Origin of the sequence: Trinickia sp. (assembly GCF_051954495.1) — a bacterium.
GTDB lineage: Bacteria > Pseudomonadota > Gammaproteobacteria > Burkholderiales > Burkholderiaceae > Trinickia.
Genome location: NZ_JBQCHR010000005.1, coordinates 1 through 24,405 on the forward strand (window position 1 = coordinate 1; position 24,405 = coordinate 24,405).

Genomic DNA, 24,405 nt, shown 5'->3' on the forward strand with positions numbered 1-24,405 from the left:
CAAAACCCGCTACGAGGGCCCGCGCAAATCCTGGGCAAACCTACCTGCTCCAAGGACTCCCGCTTCCTTCGCGCTGTCCGTTCGACTGCGCGAAGGGCGTGATTCTAGGCGCGTTCGTTTCGCGCCGCAAGCGAAAATTTGCAGATAGCCCGAATACCCCGCCGGCGATGCCAAAACCGCCGCGCGGCGCGCACGCCGCAGCACGGACTATGATCGAGCCGCCCGGCTTGCAAGGTCGCTCGCACGCTGCCTCGCTCAGCTCGGCTTACTGCGTGACGGAAAAGACTAGAATGGAGGGTTCATCGAATCCAACCAAGTCAGCCCCTTATGCGCTCGCGAATCGCCAAACGCCTCCCCCCCGATGCCGACAAGCTGGTCGGCCTTTCTCTCGCGCTGTTCGCGTCCGGCAGCCGCATCGAAGATCGCTTCTGGGAAGCCAAGCTCGACACCCTGCTAGCGAAGATCGTCCGCAACGGCAATCAAACCACGCTCGACGCGGCGCTCGACCACCTGCAACAAAATCACCCGGATGCCTACGGCGCACTTGCCGATATGGCCGAGACGCACAGTGAGTCGTTCATCATCGAGCACGAAGGCACCGCCTACGAGGCGCTTTTGGTCGCGGCGCCGGTACTGGCTTGGACGCGTTACATGATTCCATCCGGGCCGCTCAAGGGCGATGCGGTCGACGCCCTGCGCGCGCATCTGCACGCACATGTACTAGCCGGCGGCACGCGTGTGGCGCTCGCGCCGTTCCTCTACAGCATCGATCAATTGCCGCGGCATCACGTCGAAACGTTCCGCGTCGCCCAGCAACTGATTCAGGCCGCCGTCAACGGCACCGCCGCGAAAATGAATTTCGGCGATTTGCCCGAGACTTCACCCATTCTCGCCGATCCCCGCTTCTTGCTCGCCGTGGTGGCGGCGCCTGTCGGCGCGCCGCTCTTTCGCTGGCAGGAAGAGGAAAACGGTGCGCGCATCGAGCGCGGCCAGTGTCTCGAACAATGGACGACGCAAGGGGGCGCCAACCTCGCCCTCGTGCTACCGGGCTGCGAATTCGAATGCCTGCTGCCGGATGCCTATTACTCGGCCTGCCGGGACGCCGACGAACGAGTACGGCCTCATACCGTGCGCACCGCCATTCGCTATCTGTTCGACACCATCGGGGCGACGCCGCAGGATCTACGGGCCGTCGTCGCCGGTTTCGGCGAACGCCGCATCGACGAATACCGCGTGGGCTTCACGCGCCGCGCCAGCAACGATGTGATTTACGGGGTCGTCTGGCCGCTTTACGGTCGCGAAAACGGAGAACTCGCGATCGACGAGGAAGCGGAGGAAACCGGCGGCCCGCTCGAGGAAATCATCGCCCTGCTCAAGGAAGCCGGCGTCACCGACATCCGGCGACACGCGGGCCGCTTCGAGCCCGAATACTGCGACGACTGCGGCGTCCCCCTTTACGCCGATCCGCTCGGGGAAATCGTGCACGCCGAAATGCCCGAAGACGCCGAACCTGCCCAGCCTCACTTTCACTGACCCCCCGGGTTCACCGCCCCGCCTTTTCGCACCCCGCTGCCGCTACGCGCGGCAACGCGGGTGCGTCCTATGCCATCCGGCTAGCCGCGCCGCCGTAAGGAATTTGTCATGATTGCGCGACGGCGCAGCGTGTCCGGAGCGGCTCGTTCAGTCTCCGGTCGCGGCGCTGTCCGTACCGACTACAGGAGGCAAAAAATATGCGGTTCGCAGTTCTCAGTTCGGAAGCTGAACGGCGCGACGGGCTCAAGTCGCTCTTGCGGCAAATCGATCGGCAAGCACGGTTTTGCGAGGCCCGCGATTGGCCGCAGGCGAGCCGCACGATGCGGCGTCTGCCCGTCGAGCTGCTCGTGGTCGATTGGCAGGATTCCATGCGCACCGGCTCCGTGCGCGCTTTATTGGCGGAGGATCCGCGCCTGCGCGTGGCGGTGTTCGTCGACGACACCGCCGCGGCGCGTGTGCGCACGCTCGTCGATGCTGGCATACACGGCGTGATTCCACGTTCGACGAACCCTTTCCTGATCGTGCGCCTGCTCGAACTCGTGGTGGCGGGCGGACAATACGCACCGTTCGTCGCCGATGAGCCGGAGGGCGCGATTCCCCCGGCATTGCCGCCGCGCGAGCTGCCCGCGCAGCCGCCGCGGCGCAAACGCTTCGCCCTGACACTCTCGCCGCGCCAAGAGCAGATCATGCGTTGCGTCCATATGGGCAGCACGAACAAAATGATCGCGCGCACACTCGGCATCAGCGAGGGCACGGTCAAAATTCATCTGGCCAGCATATTCCAGCAGTTGGGCGCGCCCAATCGGGCCGCGGCCGTCGCAATTTACAACGGCTGGCTCACGCCGCAGCTCGAGGTGCTGCGCGCCGAAGGGCAAAACGCGCCGAAACCGGTGCTGGGCCAGGGTGGCGCGATACCGCTGCGTCGGCAGGCGTCATTCAAGTACCCGCTATCCAGGCATGACCTCACGCTCGATCTGCCGCTCGCGGCCGAACCCGAGACACCGTTCGGCGGCGTCGCGCCGGGTCCCGGTTAACACCGCAAGGCGCAGGGCTTGCTATAACGTATGAATAAGGAGTCGCCGCGCGTGTGCGCGGGCTCCCCCCTTTCGCAAGCCAACGAGTAATATGGACGCATGGGCTTCCTGTATACGCCGCTTCCGCTTTGGGTCGCCGTCGGTGGCTGGGCCGCCGCGGCGTGTTTGCTCGCGCTCGCCCTCGCGCGCAGGCCGTTCCGGCGCTTGCAGGACGGAACGCTCCAGCATGTCTGGCTGGCGGTCATCGTTGCCATTTCGGTTCTCTGGGCGACGAATGCATGGCTCGACGATGGTCCCGTCATGCATCTGCTCGGCGCGACGCTTCTCGTCACGTTGTTCGATTGGGCGCTGGCGCTGGTGGCGATGGCCGCCGTGTCGGGTATTGCCGCCGTGGTCTTCGATGCCGCATGGCAAGGCGTCGCGCTCACCTTCCTGATCTACGGTGCCATGCCCGTCGGCATCTCCGCCCTCTTTCAGCGTGCGTGCGTGGCTTGGCTGCCGCGCAACTTGTTCGTGTTCATTTGCGCGCAAGGGTTCGTGTCGCCGGCAATCGCCGTCACGGTCGCCTGCGTGGCCGCCGCCGCGACGCACGTCGCACTCGCGCACGGTTCGCCGGCCGTCATTCCGATCGGCTACGCGTTCAGCGTATTTTTGCTGGCCACGGGCGAGGCGTGGTTTACCGGCATGTCCACCGCGCTCATCGCAGTCTACAAGCCGACCTGGGTCACGACGAACGACGTGCGACGCTATCGGCTAGGCGGGCCGCGCACGTGAAGCATCGAACACCGCGCATTCGGCGCTTCGAATGCCAGATCGGGGCGCCGACACGCGACTCGGCTTCGATGCTTGCCTGCCCATGATCGTTCTGCGTCGCCCCGCTCGAGCGCGTTGCCGGCCTCATTCGTCAAAATTTATTCATCTCGACATTGAACTCCGTCTCCGACTGGGGCATCTTACGTGCCTGTGTCTCAATAGCGCCTATCGGATGGATAGCTCCAAGTTTTCACGCCGTACACGACGGCTCGCCGGCCGGCTAGCGACATCGGCGGCGTTGCTCCTGCCGCTTCTCGCGATGGCGCCCGCCCGCGCCGATCTCATCGATCAGCGCAATGAAATGATTGCCCATTTCATCAACGACAATCATGCCGATCCCCTCGTCGCCGATTGCGCCGCGCATGGCAACTTCGTCGCGAGCACGTCAACGGCAGTCGACCACGTCGATTTCCCCCCCGGGGCCTTCGATTCCGCTCATGCCGAGATCAAGCCGTGGAATCAGCCGTTCGATGAAGGCAAACAACGCGTGACGGTCGAGAATGTCGTCACCGTCGAAGGGCAAGGCATCCCGCGCGAAAGCTCGCGCGCGCCCTATCCCCTGACGTTTCGGTGCGGCTATGTCGGCACGCAGATGCTCGCGTTCAGTTGGAACGACCCGGTACCGGCGCTGAAGCCGCACAACGAACGTTCCACGAAAAAGAAGGGCAAAGGCCGCCACACGAGCAAGAGCGCCGTGAAGCATTCGACGCAGAAGAAGAAGTCCTCCTCCAAGCCGGCGAAGCACTGATCGCGGGCGGCCGTCGTATCGCACGCGCGCGTTGGCCGCGCGCGATACGGCGGGAGATCAGGCGAAGGTTTCGAGTTGACGCAGCACGGCGCCGAGCATCGCGGCGCCTAGCGCGGCACTTCGCTCGCCGTTCCAGCCGACCCGCTCGTCGGGCAGGTTGTCGTTGTCCTTGAACGGCATCTCGAGCGTCAACGACAGGCATCCGAACGTGTGACCGATGTACTTCGAGGCGAGCTTGAGCGCGTCTTCCTGGTACTTCGACGCCTCGTAACCGTACTTGTCTTGGAAGTCCGGGCTCACCTGCTTGAACGCTTCGATGAAAGCGCGCTGCTCCCGCGCCTGCTGTTCGGTGAAACTCGGCAGCATTTCACTGCCCGCGACGAACACGTAGGGCAACGCCTCATCGCCATGGATGTCGAAGAACATGTCGCAGCCGTTGGCGTGGATGGCCTCGCGCACCGCGAGCACCTCCGGACTGCGCTGCGCATCGGGCTCGAGCCACTCCCGGTTCAGGTTGGCGCCCACGGCGTTCGTGCGCAAATTGCCGTGCACGCTCCCATCCGGGTTCATGTTCGGCACGATATAAAACACGGCATGCTCGTAGAGCTTGCGCGCGACCGGATCGCCCGCCCAATCGCCCCAACCGGCCAACCGCTTCACGAGCCCTTCGACGAACCACTGCGCCATCGATTCGCCGGGATGCTGCCGCGCGATCACCCACACCTTCTTTTTCGAACGCCCGTCGCCCGTCTCCGGCGTGCCCAGCACGAGCAACGACATCGGTCGATCTTCCACCGTGCGGCCCAGTTCGACGAGCGTCGCTCGCGGCATCTGCTGCACGGCGCCGAGGAACTCCGAATGCCGCTCCTCGCTGTACGGCTCGAAATAGGCGTAGTAAATCGAATCGAACTCGGGTTCATGATCGATCGTCAGAACCCGGTCGTCGTATGAAGTCGGCACGCGAAACCAGTTGACCCGATCGTAGCTCGCCATTGCGCGATAGCCATGCCAGCCCGGCGCGAATGCGCACTGCGCCGCATTCTCGAACGTCATCACGCAGCGCTGGCCGCGTGCACCCGAAAGGCGGAAGTAGAACCATTGCGCGAATTGGGCTCGATTGTCCGCACGCACGCGCAAACGGATATCGTCGGCGCGCTCGCAGGACACGACTTCGATCGCGCCCGCGTCGAAGTTGCTGGTGATCGAAAGGCTCATGAGGTTTCCTCGGCGGATGGCATGCGTTCGGCTCAATCGCCGACACGGCGGCGAAACACGAAGGTCGCATCGTTCGATGCCGCGGGGTCGAACGCATAGCCTTCGACGGCGAATTCCTTCAATTGTTCGGGCGACTCGATCCGGTGCTCGACCGCAAAGCGCGCCATCAAGCCGCGCGCCCGTTTGGCGTGAAAACTGATGATTTTGTATCGCCCGCCCTTCCAGTCTTCGAACACGGGCGTGACGACGGGCGCATCGAGCCGCTTGGGGCGAACCGACTTGAAGTACTCGGTCGAGGCGCAGTTCACCACTACCCGCGAGGGGCCCTTGACCCGGCGCAGTTGCGCATTGAGCGCATCGGTGATGCGCTCGCCCCAGAATGCGTAAAGATCCTTGCCGCGCGGATTAGGTAAGCGCGTGCCCATTTCCAGACGGTACGGCTGCAGCAAGTCGAGCGGGCGCAGCACGCCGTAGAGGCCGGAGAGCACACGCACATGGCGCTGGGCATAGTCGAGATCGGCCGCCGAAAGCGACTTCGCGTCGAAGCCCTCGTAGACGTCGCCGTTGAATGCGAGCACGGCTTGCTTGGCGTTGTCCGCGCTGAATCTCGGCGACCAATCGGCGTAGCGCTGAAAGTTCAGATGCGCGAGCGCGTCGGAAATATCCATCAGCGAAGCGAGCTGCGGCGGCGAATAACGGCGCAAAACATCGATGAGCTGCGCCGCATCGTCGGCGAAATCGGGAATCGTATGTTTCGAGACGTGCGGGGGCGTCTCGTAGTCGAGCGACTTGGCCGGAGACAAAACAATTATCATGGAGGCTCGCCGGCACGCCGTGCCGCGCGGTAGAAACGAAAAGCCCGATTGTAGCGAATGCCCATTACCGATGCCGAAAGCCTGAAAGCCGCGCCGCGCGTCGTGCTCGATTCGAACGTCTGGATCGACATCCTCGTGTTCGACGACGACGCCACGCGCCCGATCCGCGCCGCGCGCGAGCGCGGCGATCTGCATGCCGTGATCGATGCGCGCTGCTTGGCCGAACTCACGCGCGTGCTCGACTATCCGCAGTTCGTCGCGCGCGCCGTCGACAAAGCAGCGGCGCTGGCGCACGTGGCGCGGCTCGCCACGCTCGCCCCCGCGCGAGAGGCTCAAACGGCGCATGCGCACGGCGTACCGCTGCCCAAGTGCAAAGACCGCGACGATCAAAAATTCCTCGAACTCGCGCACGCGGCGAAGGTTCAGTGGCTCGTCTCCAAGGACCGCGCACTGCTCAAGCTCAACAAGCGCACGACGCGCGATTTCGGATTTCGTATCGCCGAGCCGGCGCCTTTCGCGTCGGCTTGCTTTTCGTCTCTCCCTGCCACTGCTCAAGCCTGATCGCGCCATGAACGCACCGCACGAACAAACGAACCCGTTACCCTTCGCGCTCGCTTCGCGCCTGCCGAACGTCGGCACGACGATCTTCACGATCATGAGCGCGCTCGCCAGCGAGCGAGGCGCCGTCAACCTCGGTCAAGGTTTCCCCGATTTCGACTGCGACCCGCGCATTGTCGACGCGGTCTCGCGAGCCATGCGCGACGGCCACAACCAATATCCGCCGATGGCCGGCGTTGCCTCGCTGCGCGAGGCGATTGCGCGCAAGATCGAGACGATCCACGGCCGCGCCTACGATCCTCTGACGGAGATCACCGTCACGGCCGGCGCCACGCAAGCGCTATTGACGACGATTCTCGCCACCGTGCACCCCGGCGACGAAGTGCTCGTGCTCGAGCCGACCTACGACAGCTACGTGCCGTCGATCGAACTCGCGGGCGGCAAGCCCGTATTCGTCACGCTCGAGGCGCCCGACTATGCGATACCGTTCGACCGGCTGGCGGCCGCGATCACGCCGCGCACGCGCTTGATTCTCATCAACACGCCGCATAACCCGACCGGCCGGGTCTGGCATGCGCAAGACATGCGGCGCCTAGAAGACATCGTGCGCGGCACCGACATCCTCATCCTTTCCGATGAAGTTTACGAGCACATGGTGTATGACGGCGCGCCGCACGAAAGCGTCGCGCGCTATCCCGAACTCGCGCGGCGCAGCTTCGTCGTGTCTAGCTTCGGCAAGACGTTCCACGTGACGGGCTGGAAAGTCGGCTACGTTGCCGCTCCGGCTGCATTGACGGCGGAGTTCCGCAAGGTCCATCAGTTCAACGTCTTCACCGTCAACACCCCGATGCAGGTGGGCATTGGCGAGTACCTCGCCGATCCCGCGCCCTATGTGCAATTGCCGGCCTTCTATCAGCGCAAGCGCGACTTCTTCCGCGCGGGGCTAGCGAGCACGCGGTTCAAGCTGCTGCCGTGCGAAGGCACGTACTTCCAGTGCGTCGATTATTCGGCGATCAGCGATTTGCCCGAAGCGGAATTTTCGAAATGGCTGACGAGCGAGATCGGCGTGGCGGCCATACCCGTTTCCGCGTTTTATCATGCGCCGCATGAATCGGGCGTCGTGCGGTTTTGCTTCGCCAAGCGCGAAGCTACGCTTGCCACCGCGCTCGAACGGCTCGCGCGGCTTTGAGAGGCGGCGACCGCCGAGAGCGCCATGAGCAAAACGTCCGATCAATGTTGAAACAACCCCGGAAATCATCATGAGCGCTGAACTGCTCGCATCGCGACCGCCCGAAAGCGAGTCGACTCTCGTCCTGACGCTATCGAATCCGGGGGCCCGCAACGCGCTGCACCCGGACATGTACGCGGCCGGCATCCAAGCGCTCGAGACAGCCGAACGCGACGCGTCGATTCGCGCCATCGTGGTCATAGGCGCGGACGATTTCTTTTGCGCCGGCGGCAATCTGAATCGTTTGCTGGAGAACCGCGCGAAGGATCCATCGGTGCAAGCTCAAAGCATCGACTTGCTGGCGCAGTGGATCCTGGCCCTGCGCACGTCCAGCAAACCCGTGATCGCGGCCGTGGCCGGCGCCGCCGCCGGCGCGGGATTTTCGCTGGCGCTCGCCTGCGATCTGATCATCGCGGCCGACGATGCGAAGTTCGTCATGTCGTATGCCCGCGTGGGCTTGACGCCCGACGGCGGCGGGTCTTGGTTCCTGGCCCAGGCGCTGCCGCGCGCACTCGCCACCGAAATCCTTCTCGAGGGCAAACCGGTCCCGGCCGAACGGCTTCACGCACTCGGCGTCGTCAACCGGCTCGTCAAAACGGCGCAGTTGCGCGACGCCGCAATCACGTGGGCCGACGAACTCGGGCGCGGCTCGCCGAATGCGCAGGCCTGCATCAAGGCACTGGTCGCCTCGGCGGCTAGCCGCTCGCTAGCGGATCACTTGACGGTCGAACGCGACGATTTCGTCGCCGCGCTCCATCACGCGGACGCGCTCGAAGGCATCACCGCTTTCCTCGAGAAACGCGCGGCACGCTATCGCTAATACGTACGTGTAGCATCCGTGGCGACGGGGACCATTTCCGTATCGCCAGCGGGGCCTTGTGCGCGCGGCAGCAAGACCGAACGATCTGTGCTAGCTTTTCCGCCTGCATCGGCGCCGCACGTCGCGGCGCCGGCCAGCACGAGGAGCCGCGATGATCGACGTCTACAGCTGGGCCACGCCGAATGGCCACAAGGTTCACATCATGCTCGAGGAGACAGGCCTCGACTACCGCGTTCATCCGATCGATATCGGTGCGGGCGATCAATTCAAGCCCGAGTTTCTGGCCATCAGCCCCAACAATAAGATTCCGGCGATCGTCGATTCCGACGGCCCCGGCGGCGCGCCGATTTCGTTGTTTGAATCGGGGGCGATTTTGATCTACTTGGCCGAGAAGACGGGCAAATTCTTGCCCACCGATCCTGCCGGGCGCTACGCGACGCTGCAGTGGCTGATGTTCCAAATGGGCGGGCTTGGGCCGATGCTCGGGCAGACGCATCACTTCCGTGTGTACGCCCCGCAGCAGATCGAATATGCAGTCAACCGCTATACGAACGAAGCGAAACGTTTGTACGGTGTGATGGAGACCCAGCTCGGCAAATCGGTCTATCTGGCGGGCGACGACTACACGATCGCAGACATCGCGGCCTTTCCGTGGACTCGGTCGTGGCAAAACCAAGGCCTCGATCTTGCCGACTTCCCGAACGTCAAGCGCTGGCACGAGGCGATTGCTGCTCGGCCCGCCGCGCAACGCGGTGTGGAAGTCCTTGCATCGGCAAGGCGCGCGCTCACGGACGACAAGGCGCGAGACATTCTGTTCGGCGCGACCCAGTACGCCAAGCATTGACAAGTTCGCACGGTGTCAGATGCTTCCAAATGCCCCCTATCGACTCAGTTGACGATCATGCTCCGCCCGGAATGGCAGATACACTTCCCAGAGCACCGCAAAGATATCGTCGATTTCGTCGGAGAACGACGGGGACTTAGCCAATTGCGGTTCCGCCTGTTTTCGTCGCGCTTCCAGCTCATGAAGGCGAACGACGAAGTCGCCCAGGAGTTCGCCCTGGAAGTCGAGCATTGCGGCTCGCTCAAAGCGCAGTTCGTTACGCCTGGCACGGGACAGAAAAACCTGCGGTCTCAGGCCATTCACCCGCGGGGGACGTCGCGCGAACGCATACGTCAATCCGCGTTCCATCTCGTTAAAGAGATTGAGCGCGTCTGCCCTGAGTCGATAAGTGCCCGGGTACCATTGCTCGAAGGGCGTGCCCCCGTCCGCCAGTGGGCGCATTGGTATCCCTGCGGTTCTGGCGCCTTCATGCGCGGTCCCGTGCGCCCCGAATTCTGCGGCAACCGAAGTATGCATTTCCCGCAGCGCGCCCAGTGCCTCCGTATCTTCGAGGCTGGCGTTCAACCCATCAATTTGTTCCTGAAGCAGATTCAACCCACGACGATAGCGCGTTAAACGCTCGTCTTGTCGAGCAAGTCTCGTGCTCCGCACGGTATCCATCGTCCGCCCGAGTGCCGTTCGCGATCCTCCAGCTTCGAAGACATCCGCCTCGCCCGGGAACGGGAGCAGGAATTCCCCGCTCAAGTCGGCGCGCATATTTTGGGAAAGATTGCGGAGTGCATTCTCCAGGGCGCGGGCCTTGTCCGCCATGGCTTCTCGATAACTAGGCGGCGCTTCTTGCTCTGCGGGACTATTCTCGCCCTCTCCATAGCGCGGGGGCACACCGACGGGATTTCCCTGCTGGTCTCTCCGCGCGGGATAACGATAAGGCCAAGCATTGACTACTTCGTCATAACTCGGAGGGTGCGCGGGCAACCTCAAGCCCGCCAATCCGTCTTCATAACTGATGGGGTAGCTGACCGGTACGCGACGGGCGGCCGCCGCCATGGTCGTTTCGTAATCGGCGTGGCGCGAATCCGCCTGCCTTCGAGTTCGCGCCGAGCCGCTCCGTGGCACCCAACTCAGCAGTCCAGGCATGGTCTAGACCTCGATCGTCTGGCTCACAGGGAGCTCGAAACGCCCAGCTTAGAGGCGACGTTACCGGAAGTCACCGAGAACCGGTCGCTACGGAGCCAATGAAAGACCCGGAAGCCAGATCATGGGACATCGCGCGGTGACGATTGAAAATAATGCCGCGTAACAAACTGTGCAATACAAGCGGGTTTGCTTCCGCCATCGATTTCGACCGTCACGTCCCACGTGACATTCACCGCACCGCCCGGCGCATCGGCCACATCGAAGACGACGAACGAGCCGCGCAAGCGCGAACCCACAGGCACCGGCGCGGGAAACCGCACGCGGTTGAGCCCATAGTTCACCACCATCCGCTGCTCCATTCGCACCGTTTGCGCCAGCAGCGAAGGAATCAACGACAGCGTCAAGAACCCATGGGCGATCGCACCGCCGAACGGCGAATCGCGGCGGGCGCGATCGGGGTCGACATGAACCCATTGATGATCGTCGGTGGCATCGGCAAACCGATTGACGCGCGCCTGATCGATTTCGACCCAGGCGCTCACGAACGCTTCGCCACCTACGCGCGCGCGCAGCACCGAGGCATCGGCAATTTCCACTGGGCCACCTTCATGGCCGGACGCCACCTGTTCCTTCGCCATACCTAGGCTTGCCCGGCCGTTTGCGGACTACGCAGGCCGAACAGCACGTTCGAGCGGACGGTAATGACCAATTCGTCCGCTTGGTTGAGGCCTTCCCATAGGGTGGTGATGATCCCGCGATCGGGACGGCTAGCCGATACCCGCTTAGCCAGCACCGAGTTGAACATGCGCAGTGTGTCGCCCGCACGCACGGGCCTCACCCAACGAATTTCCTCGATCCCCGGCGAGCCCATCGAGGTCGAACCCGGCAAGACGTTGCGCACGAGCATGCCCATCATGGCCGAGCAGGTGTGCCACCCGCTCGCGATCAAACCGCCGAACGGCGATGCTTGCGCGGCCGCTTCGTCGATGTGAAACGGTTGCGGATCGAACCGCTGGGCAAACTCGATGATTTCGTCGGCCGTGAAAACATGCGTGCCGACCTCGAGACGCGAGCCGACCTGCCAATCCTCGTAACTCAACCCCATCCTGCGCTTCCCTCTTTATGTCGAGCCCGCGCGGACACGCGGCCCTGGTTTTTTGCGATGCGACCGCCACGAACGATCGACTACTGCAGCGACTCTTTCGGTACGCAAACGCTGGGCAGCGGCATGACTTCGATGCCTTCCTCGACGAGGGCGCGCGCATCCTCAGGCGTGGTAACGCCGCGAATGCTGCGTGCAGGCGCTTCGTTGTAGTGCATGCGGCGAGCTTCTTCGGCGAAGCGATCGCCGACGTTTTCAGCTTTGCCGACGACTTCGCGCAGCATGCGCAGCGCCATAGCCTCGAATTCCCGCGCGCGTTCCGGGGCCCCCGCGTTCGCGTCGGCGCGATCGGCGCCTGCATCCTGACTGCTTTGCGCCATACCTTGAGGCTCGCGCGGCTGCTCGCTGTCCTGCCGCGCCCGCGTCGCACCTGACAAATTCAAGCGCGGGGCGGACGGCATCCGGCTCACCTCTGTCGCCGCGCAGATCGGGCAAGCGATCAACTGGCGGGAGAGCTGAGATTCGAAGTCGTCGGCGGAGGCGAACCAGCCTTCGAACCGATGACCATGCGGACACTGCAGATCGAGAACCTTCATGCGGAAACGAAACGGATGTGCGAAACGGAATCGAAACGCCTAGTGTAGCGCAAACGGTGTGAACGACCGTTCGCCCTCGTGCAGCCGCTCATTCTACGCTCCCACCGGCTAGGCTGTCGTTCCCGGGGTCGGGGGAAACGGCGGTTCCTTCCGGTCGGGCTGCCATGCGCCCGAGAGCACCTTTTCGAGCCAGAAGTGGCCGATGATCGTCTTCACGTCGGTAATCTCGCCCGTGCGGATCCACTCGCCCACTTGCGCCACGTCGGCCGTGAACGTTTCGAGGAATTCGCCGTCGTCGAGCTTGCGCTCACCTTCCGTCAAGCCGCGGGCGAGAAAGATGTCGATGAATTCGGTCGAATACGAAATGATGGGATGAATCCGCGTGAGAAACGTGTAATCACGGGCGGTGTAGCCCGTCTCCTCACGTAGTTCGCGCTCGGCGCACGCGAGCGCGCCTTCGTTCGGATCGAGCTTGCCCGCGGGAAACTCGGTCATCACCTTGCAGATCGGATAGCGGTACTGGCGTTCGAGCAACACGCGACCGTCGTCGAGCAGCGGAATCACCATCACCGCGCCCGAATGCAGGACGTACTCGCGCGTCGTCTCCTTGCCGTCGGGCAGGCGCACGGTGTCGCGCTTGACCTTGAGGAAATTGCCGTCGTAAGCGGATTCGCCGCCGACGCGCGTTTCGGTCAGCGAGGCGTGATGATGCGGATGATTGGGATCGGACGGTTGGGCCATCGAGCACTCCCCTTCGGAGAATCAGCCGACGGCCGACAGGCCGTCAGCGACGTTTGACGAGATATTGAAACGTAAAGCCCGGAAACGCGAACACGACGAACAAGCAGAACGTTATCGCGTAGAACTGCCAGCCTTGGTCGAACCGATTGCCGGCTCGCGCTTCGAGGTAGAAACCGATTGCGCCGATCGCGAAGTACAGCACGATCAGTTCGGCGATGCGAATCCACGCGCTCTTTTTCGCCGTGGGCAACGGCGCCACGGCGAAAAGCCGCTGATTGAGAAACGGCAGGTTGGCGCCCACGAGCGCCAACAGCACGATGAACCAGCCGGCAGCGGACATTCAGCCTCCCGCCGGGCCGCCCCAAGGGAGGCTGATGCCCCCTCGGGCGACGGCGAACGAAAGTGAGCACGGGGGCTGCTTCATTACAGTGCGACAGGCAGCGTATGCGCGACGGCGTTCAGGCACAGCGTCATCAACGGCCCCGGCACGATGCCGAGCGCCACGACCGCCACACCGTTCAGCACCAGCAGCCAGCGGCCCGATGCATCGCCCGAGAGCGGCGTCGTGTCCTGGGGCGCATCGAAATACATCAGCTTCACGATACGCAGGTAGTAGAACGCACCGAACAGCGACGTGATCACGGCCAGTACGGCGAGCCAGGTCAACCCGGCGTTCACCGTCGCTTCCAGCACGGCCAGCTTCGCATAGAAACCGACCGTCGGCGGGATACCGGCCAGCGAGAACATCATCGCCATCATGACGAACGCGAACACAGGGCTGCGCTTGTTCAAGCCCTTGAAGTCGTCGAGCGTATCCGCCTCGAAATTGCGACGTGCCAGCAGCATGACGATGCCGAACGAACCGAGCGTCGTCAGCAGGTAGATGATGCTGTAGAACATGGCGGAGCTATAGGCGCTCGCCATCCCCTGTGCCTTGCCGTCGACGACACCCGAAAGCAACCCGAGCAGCACGAAGCCCATGTTCGAGATCGCCGAGTAGGCGAGCATGCGCTTCACGTTGCGCTGAACGATACCGGTGACGTTACCGACGATCAGCGAGAGCGCCGCCAAAATGGTCAGCATCTGCTGCCAATCGCCCGCGAGCGGCAGCACGCCCATGACGAGCAGACGCAAGCCCCACGCGAATGCGGCCACCTTCGGGCCGCCGCCCACGAGAAGCGTCATGGCCGTCGGCGCGCCGTGATAGACGTCGGGCACCCACATGTGGAACGGCACCGCGCCCATCTTGAACGCCACGCCGGCCACCACGAAGATCACGCCGAACAGCAGCACCGTGTTGTTGATGTGGCCCGAAGCGATGGCCTTCAACACTTCGTTCAAATCGAGCGAGCCCGTCGCGCCGTAGAGCATCGACATGCCGTAGAGCAGGAAGCCCGAAGCCAGTGCGCCAAGCACGTAGTACTTCATCGCCGCTTCGTTCGACTGCGACGCATCGCGACGCAGCGCGATCGCCGCGTAAAGCGAGAGCGACATCAGTTCGAGGCCCAGATACAGCGTCAGGAAGTTGCTGCCGGAGATCATCACGAGCTGGCCCAGCAGCGCGAACATGCCGAGCAGGAAATAATCCCCGCGGAACAGATCGCGGTCTTCCAGGTACTTGCGCGAGTAGATCAGGGTCACCGCGTAGCCGAGCGACACCACGGCCTTCATCGCACTGGCGAAACCGTCGACGACGTACATGTGCGAGAAGAAGTACTGCGGCTGCGGCACGAACACGAGCGTGACGAACCAGACGCCCGAGACGAGCGAGGACAGCACGGCGATCAGGTACGTCAGGCGCTTGCTGGACTCGCCGGCGAACGTTTCGTTCAGCCACGCGAGCACGGCGGCGGCCATCAGCAGCCCATCGGGCAACAAGAGAGACATAGAGGCGTTTTGCATGATCTTTTCGTTCCTCCGCTCGGCGTTACTGGGACACCGGCAGCTTCGACTGCGCGACGTGGGAGAGGAGGTTTTCCACGGAGACGTGCATCACATCGGTGAAAGGCTTCGGATACACGCCCATGAACAGCGTGAAAAAGGCCAGTACGCCGAGAATCAGGTATTCGCGGCAGTTGATGTCCTTCAGTTCCTTTACGTGATCGTTCGTCACCGCGCCGAAGTACACGCGCTTGTACATCCAGAGCGTGTAGGCCGCACCGAGGATCAGCGTGAACGCCGCGCCGAAGGCGATCCAGAAGTTGAATTGGACCGCGGCGAGAATCACCATGAATTCGCCGACGAAACCGGAGGTGCCCGGCAAGCCGCAGTTCGCCATCGAGAACAGCATCACGAGCGCGGCGAATTTCGGCATCACGTTCACGACGCCGCCGTAATCGGCGATCTGGCGCGAGTGCATACGGTCGTAGAGCACACCGATACAGAGGAACATGGCGCCCGATACGAAGCCGTGCGAGATCATCTGCACGATCGCGCCTTCGACGCCGAGTTGATTGAAGATGAAAAAGCCCAGCGTGACGAAGCCCATGTGCGCGATCGACGAATACGCGACGAGCTTCTTCATGTCGGCCTGCACCATGGCTACGAGGCCGATGTAGATCACCGCGATCAGCGACAGCGTGATCACCACGGGCGCGAGCGTATGGCTCGCATCGGGTGCGATCGGCAGCGAGAAGCGCAGGAAACCGTATGCGCCGAGCTTGAGCATGATCGCCGCCAGCACGACCGAGCCGCCCGTCGGCGCTTCAACGTGCGCATCGGGCAACCACGTGTGCACCGGCCACATCGGAACCTTCACGGCGAACGCTAGGAAGAACGCGATGAAGAGCAGCACCTGCGGCGTCATCGCGAGCTGAGCGTTCTGCCACGTCGCCAGATCGAACGTGCCCGTTTCCACGTAGAGGTAGATCAATGCGACCAGCATCAGCAGCGAGCCGGCCAGCGTGTAGAGGAAGAACTTGAACGCGGCGTATATCCGGTTCGGGCCGCCCCACACGCCGATGATCAGGTACATCGGGATCAGCGTCGCTTCGAAGAACACATAGAACAGCAAGCCGTCGGCAGCCGAGAAAACGCCGATCATGATGCCGGAGAGGATCAGGAACGCGGCCATGTACTGCGACACGTGCTCCGTGATTACTTCCCAACCCGCAATCACGACGATCACGGTGATGAGGGCCGTGAGCACGACGAACCACATCGAGATGCCGTCCACGCCGAGGTGGTACGTGATGTGGAAGCGTTCGATCCAGTTCGCCTGCTCGACGAACTGCAGTGCGGCGCTCGTCGAATCGAAGCCGCTGATGAGCGGCAGCGTCACGAGCAAACCGAGGATCGAGCCGATCAGCGCCAACCAGCGCGCGGGCCCGGGGTTTTTGTCGGAACCGACGGCGAGAACGGCCAAACCGAAAACGATCGGCAGCCAGATCGCGGTACTGAGAATCGGAAAAGAGTGCATTAAGTGTCCCCCGCCTTATTTGCCGCCGAGCGTTACAAACAGGGTAAGGAGCCCCAGCATGCCGATGATCATGGCGAACGCGTAGTGGTAGATGTAACCGGATTGCAGGAAGCGGATCACGCTTGCGAACCAGCCGACGAAGCGTGCGCTGCCGTTGACGAGACCGTCGATGACCACGACGTCGCCTTCCTTCCAGAGACCACGGCCAATTGCCACCGCGCCCCGCGCAAACACGACTTCGTTGATCTTGTCCATGTAGTACTTGTTGTCGAGCAGCGTGTAGATCGGGCCGAACGCGCGGCGGATCACCGCCGGCAGATCCGGGCGCTTCAGATACAAGAACCACGCCGTCAAGAAGCCGGCGATAGCCAGCCACAGGGGCAGCGACGCCACCGAGTGCAGCGCCATCGGCAGCCAGCCTTGGAACTCCTTGCTCATCTCTTCGATCGCCGTGTGGTTCTCGCCGATGAAGACGACCTTGTCGAACGCCACGCCGTGCGCGAAGAAGTTGCCGTAAATCATCGGTCCGATCGCGATCGCTCCGATGATGACCGACGGAATGGCCAGCAGGACGAGCGGCACCCAAACGACCCAAGGCGTTTCGTGCGGCTCGTGTGCGTGCCCATGAGCATGATCGTCATGGCCGTGACCGTGACCGTGGCCTTCATGCACATGATCGTCGCCGTGTGCCGCCGACTCAGCGCCGTGGCCATTGCCGAAATCCTTCGGATGACGGAAGCGCTCCTCTCCATGGAACACCATGAAGTACATGCGGAACGAGTACAGCGCCGTCACGAACACGCTCGCCACGACCGCGAAGTAGGCGAAGCCCGCACCCGGCAGATGCGACAGGCCCACGGCGTCGATAATCGAATCCTTCGAATAGAAGCCCGCGAAGAACGGCGTACCGCACAAAGCGAGCGTACCCATCAGCGACGTGAACCACGTGATCGGCATGTACTTACGCAGGCCGCCCATGTTGCGCATGTCTTGATCGTGGTGCATGCCGATGATGACCGAGCCCGCGCCGAGGAACAGCAGCGCCTTGAAAAACGCGTGCGTCATCAAGTGGAACACCGAGATCGAGTATGCCGACGCGCCAAGCGCGACCGTCATGTAGCCGAGCTGCGACAGCGTCGAGTAGGCGACCACGCGCTTGATATCGTTTTGCACGACGCCGAGCAAACCCATGAAGAACGTCGTAATGGCGCCGATCACCATGATGAACGAGAGCGCCGTGTCCGACAGTTCGAACAGCGGCGACATGCGCGTCACCATGAAGATGCCGGCCGTCACCATCGTCGCCGCGTGAATCAGCGCCGAGATAGGCGTCGGGCCTTCCATCGAATCGGGCAGCCACACGTGCAGCGGGAATTGCGCCGACTTACCCATCGCGCCGATGAACAAGCAGATGCAGGCCACCGTCAGCAGGCCCCAATGGGTGCCGGGGAACGTCAGCGCGGCGAGCGCTTCGCGCTTGGCGAACACTTCACCGTAGTTCATCGAACCGGCGTACGCGAGGATCAGGCCGATCCCGAGCAGGAACCCGAAGTCGCCCACGCGGTTCACGAGGAACGCCTTCATGTTCGCGTAGATCGCGCTCTCACGCGTGAAATAGAAGCCGATCAGCAAGTACGACACCAAGCCCACCGCTTCCCAGCCGAAGAACAGCTGCAGGAAGTTGTTGCTCATGACGAGCATCAGCATCGAGAACGTGAAGAGCGAAATGTACGAGAAGAAGCGCTCGTAGCCATCGTCCTCGGCCATGTAGCCGATCGTGTAGATGTGCACCATCAGCGACACGAACGTGACGACGCACATCATCATCGCCGTGAGCGAATCGACGAGGAAGCCGATTTCGAACTTGAGCGCGCCGACCTTCATCCATTCGTAGACGGTCGCGTTGTAGCTCGCGCCGTGCAGAACGTCGGCGAACACCATCGCCGAGAGGATGAAGGCGACGAGCACGCCGAGGATCGTGACCCGGTGGCTGCCCTTGCGCCCCACCACCTTCCCGCCAAGACCTGCAATCAGCGAGCCGGCGAGCGGTGCGAGCGGGATCGCCAGCAGCAGGTTTTCATTGAGTGTCGTGGACATAACCGCAGTGCCTGAAATTAACCTTTGAGCTGGTCGAGATCCTCGACGTTGATCGTGTCGAGGGTACGGAACAGAGTCACGAGAATCGCGAGGCCGATCGCTGCTTCCGCCGCCGCGACCGTCAGCACGAAGAACACGAAGATCTGTCCGTGTACGTCGCCGAGATAGTGCGAGAACGCGACGAAATTCGTGTTCACCGCGAGCAGAATCAGTTCGATCGCCATCAGGATGATGATGACGTTGCGACGATTCAGGAAAATGCCGACGACGCCGATCGCAAACAGGATCGCGCCGAGTACGAGGTAATGAGCCAGGGTCAACATATTTTTCTCCTCGACGCTCAACGGTTGCTGTCTACGCTGCCCGCGCCGACGTTGGCGTTGGGCTCGCCCGCGGCGCCTTCGGCCGTCGCCGGCAGCGTCGAGCGCTCCGCCGCCATCTTCACGACGCGCACGCGATCCTGCGCGCGCACCTTCACCTGTTCGGACACGCGTTGACGCTTGCTGTCCTTGCCCTTGCGCGCGGTGAGCGCGATGGCCGCGATGATCGCCACCAGCAGCACGAGACCCGCCACTTCGAACGCGAACACGTAATCGGTGTAGATCACCTTGCCGATGAGGTAGGTGTTCGGCATCGCGGCGGCCGCGCCGCCCGCGACAGCCGCGTCGCGCACCGGCGTCGTCGTCGCGCCGTAGCCGTGCCAGAGGATCAGCGCCGTCTCGACGATGATGATGGCGCCGACGATCGTGGCCATCGGCACGAAGCGCTTGAAGTCCTTGCGCAGCACGTCGAGGTTGATGTCGAGCATCATCACGACGAACAGGAACAGCACCATCACCGCGCCGACGTAGAGCAGCACGAGCAGGATCGCGAGGAATTCGGCCTCGAGCAGCATCCAGATGGCCGCCGCGTTGAAGAACGCGAGCACGAGAAAGAGCGCGGACCCGACCGGGTTGCGCGACGTGATCACCTTCAACGCCGACACGGTCAACAGCAGCGCGAAGATATAAAACAGTACGGTCGTGAATTCCATGATTACCGGTTCATCGTTAGCTCATCAATCGGGCGTGGTAGCCGGCGGCGCAAGCCGCATCCAGCCGCGGCGGCGTGGACCGCCGCGTCAACCCCACAACGCGTCGAGCAGAAGCAACTGCGTTAAAGCAATCAACGGTACGGCGCGTCGGCCGCCTTCGATGCCGCAATTTCGGCTTCGTAGCGATCGCCCACCGCGAGCAGCATGTCCTTCGTGAAGTACAGATCGCCGCGCTTTTCGCCGTGATACTCGAGGATGCTCGTCTCGACGATCGAATCGACGGGGCAGCTTTCCTCGCAGAATCCGCAGAAGATGCACTTGGTCAAATCGATGTCGTAGCGCGTCGTGCGGCGCGTGTTGTCCGCGCGCACTTCAGACTCGATCGTGATGGCAAGCGCCGGGCACACCGCTTCGCACAGCTTGCAGGCGATGCAGCGCTCTTCGCCGTTTTCATAGCGGCGCAGCGCGTGCAGACCGCGAAACCGCGGCGACAACGGCGTCTTTTCCTCGGGGAACTGCACCGTGAACTTGCGCTTGAACGTGTAGCGACCCGTCAGCGCGAGGCCCTTGAGGAGCTCGGTCAGGAAAAACGTCTTGAAGAAGTTTTGAATTGCGTTCATGTTGCTCGCCCTTTATTTCCAGATGTTCAGAGGCGACATGATCCAGAAGCCGACCACGACCACCCAGACGATGCACACGGGCAGGAAGATCTTCCAGCCCAAGCGCATGATCTGGTCATAGCGATAGCGCGGGAACGTCGCGCGGGCCCAGATGAACACCGACCACAAGAAGAACACCTTCAGCACCAGCCAGAAAATGCCCGGGATGAACGACAAGAATCCGAACGGCGCGCTCCAGCCGCCGAGGAACATCGTCGCCGTCAATGCCGAGATCACGATCATGTTGATGTACTCGGCGAGGAAGAACAGCGCGAAGGCCATCCCCGAGTAGTCGATCATGTGACCGGCGACGATTTCCGACTCCCCTTCCACCACGTCGAACGGGTGGCGGTTCGTTTCGGCGATGCCCGAGATGAAGTAGACGACGAATACGGGCAGAAGCGGCAGCCAGTTCCACGACAGGAACGTGATGCCGTGCGAGGCGAAGAAGCCGCGCATTTGCGAGCCGACGATGTCCGACAGATTCAAGCTGCCCGAGGTCATCAGCACGACGACGAGCGCGAAACCCATCGACACTTCGTATGACACCATTTGCGCCGCGGCGCGCATCGCGCCGAGGAACGCGTATTTCGAGTTCGACGCCCAGCCCGCGAGAATCACGCCGTACACGCCGATCGACGAGATCGCGATCACGTACAGCAGACCCGCGTTGATGTTGCCGAGCACCGCTTGCGCCTGGAACGGGATCACGGCCCAGACGGCAAACGCCGGCACCACCGTCATGATCGGTGCGATCAGATACAGCCAGCGGTTGGCCGCGGTCGGCTGAATCACTTCCTTAAGGAGCAGCTTCAGGACGTCGGCGATCGGCTGCAACAAGCCGGCCGGGCCGACGCGGTTCGGCCCGAGACGCACGTGCATCCAGCCGATCAGCTTGCGTTCCCAAAGAATCAGGTAGGCCACGCACAGCAGAATCGCGACGGAGACGACGAGGATGCGCACCAAGGCCCACACGGTGGGCCACGCCGCGCCGAGCGCTTGTGCGCCGCCTGCGTTGATCGTATCGAACAAGCTCATTTACGCCTTCTCCACCACGAGTTCACCGAACAGGCCGCCGAGCGCCGCGCCGAGCTGCGTGCCGGCCGATACGCGCACGGCCGTCTCGGCGAGCAACGGATCGCGCGTCGCGCCGGCTTGGACCGAGCGATCGCCCTGGCGCACGCGCACCGCGTCCCCTTCCTTCAATCCCAGCTTGTCGAACAACGCCGCGGACAGGCCGATCGTGTTCGCCGTGCGGCTGGCCGTCGTGAGGTGCAGCGACGGCGCGCGGCGCACGAGTGCGTCCGCGTGGTAGATCGCGACATCGGCGATCCGCTCCAGCGCACCGCCCGCCTTGGCCGCACCGCGTGCGAGCGCCGCGTCGGTGCGGTTGGACAGACGCGATGCGTCGACGCCTTGCGGCAGCGCCGCGGCGCGCACGTCTTCGACCGAGTCGTACTCGAAGCCCGGCAGGCCCAGCACGTTGCCGAGCACGCGCAGCACCTTCCAGCCCGGACGCGTCTCGCCGAGCGGACGGACGATGCCGTTGAACGCCTGCAGCGTACCTTCGGCGTTGACGAAAGAGCCGGCCGTTTCGGTGTACGGCGAGATCGGCAGCAGGACGTCGGCGTAGTCGAGGCCCGTTTTGAACGGCGAGAGCACGACGACCGTCTCCGCCTGGCCCAGCGCGGCAAGCGCTTGGGCCGGGTTGGCCGTATCGAATTCGGGTTCGAGGTTCAGCAGCACGTAGCCCTTGCGCGGCGCTTCGAACGCTTCACGCGCGTTCAGACCTTGCGCGCCGGGGAGCGCACCGACGAGATGGGCGCCCACGGTGTTCGCCGCTTCCGTCAGGAAGCCGAACGTCGCGCCCGTTTGTTCGGCGATCCACTGCGCGAGCGCGTGGATACGCGAGAACTCGGGATGCTGCACGGCGCTGTTGCCGATCAGCACGGCGCGCTTCTCGCCGCTCGCGAGCGCGGCCGCCACTTCCTGCGCCGCAGCCGTCGCTTCGACACCGGCAACGCCTTCGGGCAGCGCGACGCCGCGCGCTTGCGCGACCGCGGCCGCGATACCGGCGAGCGCATCGACCCAAGCCGACGGCGCGGCGACGATCGTCTTCGCAGTCGGGAGCAACGAGTTGTCGCCCGTGCCGTGCAGCAAGTGCAGCTTCGCGCCGCTGCGGGCCGCTTGGCGCAGACGCGAGGCCATCAGCGGATGGTCGCGCCGCAGGAACGAGCCGATGACGAATGCCGCGTCGAGCGTGGACAGATCGGCGAGCGGCATGCCGAGCCACGGCGCCGCACCGTTCGACGATGCGAAATCCGACTGGCGCAGACGGAAGTCGACGTTCGGCGTACCGATCGCTTGCGCCAGCTGCTTGAGGAGGAACAGTTCTTCGACCGTGCTGTGGCCGTTGCCGAGCATCGCGAGCGCATTCGCGCCGTGATCGGCGGCGACGCCCTTCAGGCTCTTCGCGACGTATTCGAGCGCCGTTTGCCAGTCGGTTTCGACCCACTGCCCGCCTTGCTTGATCATCGGCTGCGTCAAACGGTCTTCGCCGTTCAGGCCTTCGTACGAGAAGCGATCCTTATCGGAGATCCAGCATTCGTTGATCGCTTCGTTCTCGAGCGGCAAGACACGCATGACCTGATTGTTCTTGCTCTGCACGACGAGGTTGGCGCCGACGGAATCGTGCGGGCTGACCGATTTACGGCGCGAGAGCTCCCACGTCCGGGCGCTGTAGCGGAACGGCTTGCTCGTGAGCGCGCCCACCGGGCACAGATCGATCATGTTGCCCGAGAGTTCGGAGTCGACCGTCTTGCCGACGAACGTCGTGATTTCCGAATGTTCGCCGCGGCCGAGCATGCCGAGTTCCATCACGCCGGCGATTTCTTGACCGAAGCGAACGCAGCGCGTGCAGTGGATGCAGCGCGTCATCTCTTCCATCGAGATCAGGGGGCCGACGTTCTTGTGAAAGACGACGCGCTTCTCTTCCGTGTAGCGCGAAGCGGATTTGCCGTAGCCCACGGCCAAGTCCTGCAGCTGGCATTCGCCGCCTTGGTCGCAGATCGGGCAATCGAGCGGGTGATTGATGAGCAGGAATTCCATCACCGATTGCTGCGCCTTGACCGCCTTGTCGGACGTCGTGCGCACGACCATGCCGGCGGACACCGGTGTCGCGCAGGCAGGCACGGCCTTCGGCATCTTCTCGACTTCGACGAGACACATGCGGCAGTTGGCCGCGATCGAAAGCTTCTTGTGATAGCAGAAGTGAGGAATGTACGTGTCGACCTTATGCGCAGCCTGGATCACCATGCTGCCTTCGGGCACCTCGACCTTCTTCCCGTCTATTTCAAGTTCAACCATGATGGTGAATGGTCCTTAACCTATTTACCGCTCGATCGATCTTTCGCGCGCCGCGTCAAGCGAGCGCCGCGTCAGCCGCCGCCGGCGCACCCGCGTGCGGCCCGACCAGGCAGCGCTTGTGCTCGACGTGATATGCGAATTCGTCCCAGTAGTGCTTGAGCATGCCGCGCACCGGCATCGCGGCGGCGTCTCCCAGCGCGCAGATGGTGCGGCCCATGATGTTCTCCGCTACCGAGTTCAACAGGTCGAGGTCTTCCTGGCGACCTTGGCCGTGCTCGATGCGGTCGACGACGCGCCACAGCCAGCCCGTGCCTTCGCGGCACGGCGTGCACTGGCCGCACGACTCTTCATAGTAGAAGTACGACAGGCGCAGCAGCGAGCGCACCATGCAGCGGGTCTCGTCCATGACGATGACGGCGCCCGAACCCAGCATCGATCCTGCCTTGGCGATCGAATCGTAGTCGAGATCGGTTTGCATCATGATGTCGCCCGGCACGACCGGCGCGGACGAGCCGCCCGGAATGACCGCCTTCAGCTTCCTGCCGCCGCGCATGCCGCCGGCCAGCTCCATGAGCGTGGCGAACGGCGTGCCGAGCGGCACTTCATAGTTGCCGGGACGCTCGACGTCGCCCGACACGGAGAAGATCT

25 protein-coding genes are annotated in these 24,405 nt (G+C 63.2%); 8 read left to right on the top strand and 17 right to left on the bottom strand.

The features are described 5' to 3' along the window. Positions 1-327: 327 nt before the first annotated feature. The 4 genes from ACTHNR_RS00150 (at position 328) to ACTHNR_RS00165 (ending at position 4,128) form a co-directional block, all read left to right on the top strand. Positions 328-1,533: a DUF2863 family protein gene (locus tag ACTHNR_RS00150; protein WP_440545351.1), complete on the top strand. Its 1,206-nt coding sequence runs from the start codon at positions 328-330 to the stop codon at positions 1,531-1,533. 197 nt (positions 1,534-1,730) lie between these two features. Continuing rightward, positions 1,731-2,567 (top strand): LuxR C-terminal-related transcriptional regulator, encoded by an 837-nt coding sequence (locus ACTHNR_RS00155; protein ID WP_440545352.1) that lies wholly within the window; start codon positions 1,731-1,733, stop codon positions 2,565-2,567. Between the two features lie 99 nt (positions 2,568-2,666). Then, positions 2,667-3,341: an energy-coupling factor ABC transporter permease gene (locus tag ACTHNR_RS00160; protein WP_440545353.1), complete on the top strand. Its 675-nt coding sequence runs from the start codon at positions 2,667-2,669 to the stop codon at positions 3,339-3,341. A gap of 211 nt (positions 3,342-3,552) precedes the next feature. Beyond that, positions 3,553-4,128 (top strand): BspC domain-containing protein, encoded by a 576-nt coding sequence (locus ACTHNR_RS00165; protein ID WP_440545354.1) that lies wholly within the window; start codon positions 3,553-3,555, stop codon positions 4,126-4,128. A 57-nt stretch (positions 4,129-4,185) separates the two neighbouring features. Here the strand turns inward: ACTHNR_RS00165 and ACTHNR_RS00170 are convergent, their stop codons facing one another. Both ACTHNR_RS00170 and yaaA read right to left on the bottom strand, forming a co-directional pair. After that, entirely contained in the window at positions 4,186-5,343 is a 1,158-nt protein-coding gene (locus ACTHNR_RS00170) for a M14 family metallopeptidase (protein WP_440545355.1), read from the bottom strand. A 32-nt stretch (positions 5,344-5,375) separates the two neighbouring features. Continuing rightward, entirely contained in the window at positions 5,376-6,158 is a 783-nt protein-coding gene (gene yaaA, locus ACTHNR_RS00175; protein WP_440545356.1) for a peroxide stress protein YaaA, read from the bottom strand. 57 nt (positions 6,159-6,215) lie between these two features. On the opposite strand from yaaA, the gene ACTHNR_RS00180 reads away from it, so the two are divergent. The 4 genes from ACTHNR_RS00180 to ACTHNR_RS00195 all read left to right on the top strand — a co-directional run bounded on the left by ACTHNR_RS00180 (position 6,216) and on the right by ACTHNR_RS00195 (position 9,608). Then, positions 6,216-6,719, top strand: a complete 504-nt coding sequence (locus ACTHNR_RS00180) for a putative toxin-antitoxin system toxin component, PIN family (RefSeq protein ID WP_440545357.1) — start codon at positions 6,216-6,218, stop codon at positions 6,717-6,719. A 7-nt stretch (positions 6,720-6,726) separates the two neighbouring features. Beyond that, on the top strand, positions 6,727-7,905 hold the full coding sequence (locus ACTHNR_RS00185) for a pyridoxal phosphate-dependent aminotransferase (protein ID WP_440545358.1): 1,179 nt from the start codon (positions 6,727-6,729) through the stop codon (positions 7,903-7,905). Between the two features lie 70 nt (positions 7,906-7,975). After that, positions 7,976-8,764: an oxepin-CoA hydrolase, alternative type gene (locus ACTHNR_RS00190; RefSeq protein WP_440545359.1), complete on the top strand. Its 789-nt coding sequence runs from the start codon at positions 7,976-7,978 to the stop codon at positions 8,762-8,764. Positions 8,765-8,915: 151 nt separating this feature from the next. Continuing rightward, positions 8,916-9,608 (top strand): glutathione binding-like protein, encoded by a 693-nt coding sequence (locus tag ACTHNR_RS00195; protein ID WP_440545360.1) that lies wholly within the window; start codon positions 8,916-8,918, stop codon positions 9,606-9,608. 36 nt (positions 9,609-9,644) lie between these two features. Here the strand turns inward: ACTHNR_RS00195 and ACTHNR_RS00200 are convergent, their stop codons facing one another. The 15 genes from ACTHNR_RS00200 to ACTHNR_RS00270 all read right to left on the bottom strand — a co-directional run. Continuing rightward, on the bottom strand, positions 9,645-10,418 hold the full coding sequence (locus ACTHNR_RS00200; protein ID WP_440545361.1) for a hypothetical protein: 774 nt from the start codon (positions 10,416-10,418) through the stop codon (positions 9,645-9,647). A 446-nt stretch (positions 10,419-10,864) separates the two neighbouring features. Further along, complete coding sequence (locus ACTHNR_RS00205; protein WP_440545362.1) at positions 10,865-11,383, bottom strand: MaoC family dehydratase; 519 nt, start codon at positions 11,381-11,383, stop codon at positions 10,865-10,867. A gap of 2 nt (positions 11,384-11,385) precedes the next feature. Beyond that, positions 11,386-11,850 (bottom strand): MaoC family dehydratase, encoded by a 465-nt coding sequence (locus tag ACTHNR_RS00210; protein WP_440545363.1) that lies wholly within the window; start codon positions 11,848-11,850, stop codon positions 11,386-11,388. Positions 11,851-11,930: 80 nt separating this feature from the next. After that, the gene (locus tag ACTHNR_RS00215; RefSeq protein ID WP_440545364.1) at positions 11,931-12,443 is read right to left on the bottom strand and encodes a DUF1178 family protein; all 513 of its coding nucleotides are present in this window, start codon (positions 12,441-12,443) and stop codon (positions 11,931-11,933) included. Positions 12,444-12,551: 108 nt separating this feature from the next. Beyond that, the gene (locus tag ACTHNR_RS00220) at positions 12,552-13,184 is read right to left on the bottom strand and encodes an NUDIX domain-containing protein (RefSeq protein WP_440545365.1); all 633 of its coding nucleotides are present in this window, start codon (positions 13,182-13,184) and stop codon (positions 12,552-12,554) included. Positions 13,185-13,227: 43 nt separating this feature from the next. Further along, positions 13,228-13,524 (bottom strand): DUF2818 family protein, encoded by a 297-nt coding sequence (locus tag ACTHNR_RS00225; protein WP_440545366.1) that lies wholly within the window; start codon positions 13,522-13,524, stop codon positions 13,228-13,230. 83 nt (positions 13,525-13,607) lie between these two features. Continuing rightward, positions 13,608-15,086, bottom strand: a complete 1,479-nt coding sequence (nuoN, locus tag ACTHNR_RS00230) for an NADH-quinone oxidoreductase subunit NuoN (RefSeq protein ID WP_440545367.1) — start codon at positions 15,084-15,086, stop codon at positions 13,608-13,610. A gap of 25 nt (positions 15,087-15,111) precedes the next feature. Next, entirely contained in the window at positions 15,112-16,602 is a 1,491-nt protein-coding gene (locus ACTHNR_RS00235; RefSeq protein ID WP_440545368.1) for an NADH-quinone oxidoreductase subunit M, read from the bottom strand. Between the two features lie 15 nt (positions 16,603-16,617). Beyond that, positions 16,618-18,699: an NADH-quinone oxidoreductase subunit L gene (gene nuoL, locus ACTHNR_RS00240; RefSeq protein ID WP_440545369.1), complete on the bottom strand. Its 2,082-nt coding sequence runs from the start codon at positions 18,697-18,699 to the stop codon at positions 16,618-16,620. A gap of 17 nt (positions 18,700-18,716) precedes the next feature. Further along, complete coding sequence (gene nuoK / locus ACTHNR_RS00245) at positions 18,717-19,022, bottom strand: NADH-quinone oxidoreductase subunit NuoK (protein WP_102646422.1); 306 nt, start codon at positions 19,020-19,022, stop codon at positions 18,717-18,719. A gap of 17 nt (positions 19,023-19,039) precedes the next feature. Then, complete coding sequence (locus ACTHNR_RS00250) at positions 19,040-19,732, bottom strand: NADH-quinone oxidoreductase subunit J (protein ID WP_440545370.1); 693 nt, start codon at positions 19,730-19,732, stop codon at positions 19,040-19,042. A gap of 131 nt (positions 19,733-19,863) precedes the next feature. Further along, the gene (gene nuoI, locus ACTHNR_RS00255) at positions 19,864-20,352 is read right to left on the bottom strand and encodes an NADH-quinone oxidoreductase subunit NuoI (protein ID WP_206953046.1); all 489 of its coding nucleotides are present in this window, start codon (positions 20,350-20,352) and stop codon (positions 19,864-19,866) included. Positions 20,353-20,364: 12 nt separating this feature from the next. Next, positions 20,365-21,429 carry an NADH-quinone oxidoreductase subunit NuoH gene (nuoH, locus tag ACTHNR_RS00260; RefSeq protein WP_440545371.1) on the bottom strand — a complete coding sequence of 355 codons (1,065 nt, stop codon included), beginning with the start codon at positions 21,427-21,429 and terminating at the stop codon, positions 20,365-20,367. Beyond that, entirely contained in the window at positions 21,430-23,757 is a 2,328-nt protein-coding gene (gene nuoG, locus ACTHNR_RS00265; RefSeq protein WP_440545372.1) for an NADH-quinone oxidoreductase subunit NuoG, read from the bottom strand. It lies immediately after the preceding gene. A 55-nt stretch (positions 23,758-23,812) separates the two neighbouring features. Beyond that, positions 23,813-24,405: NADH-ubiquinone oxidoreductase-F iron-sulfur binding region domain-containing protein (locus ACTHNR_RS00270; protein WP_440545373.1), on the bottom strand; the 593-nt coding region annotated here is incomplete at its 5' end.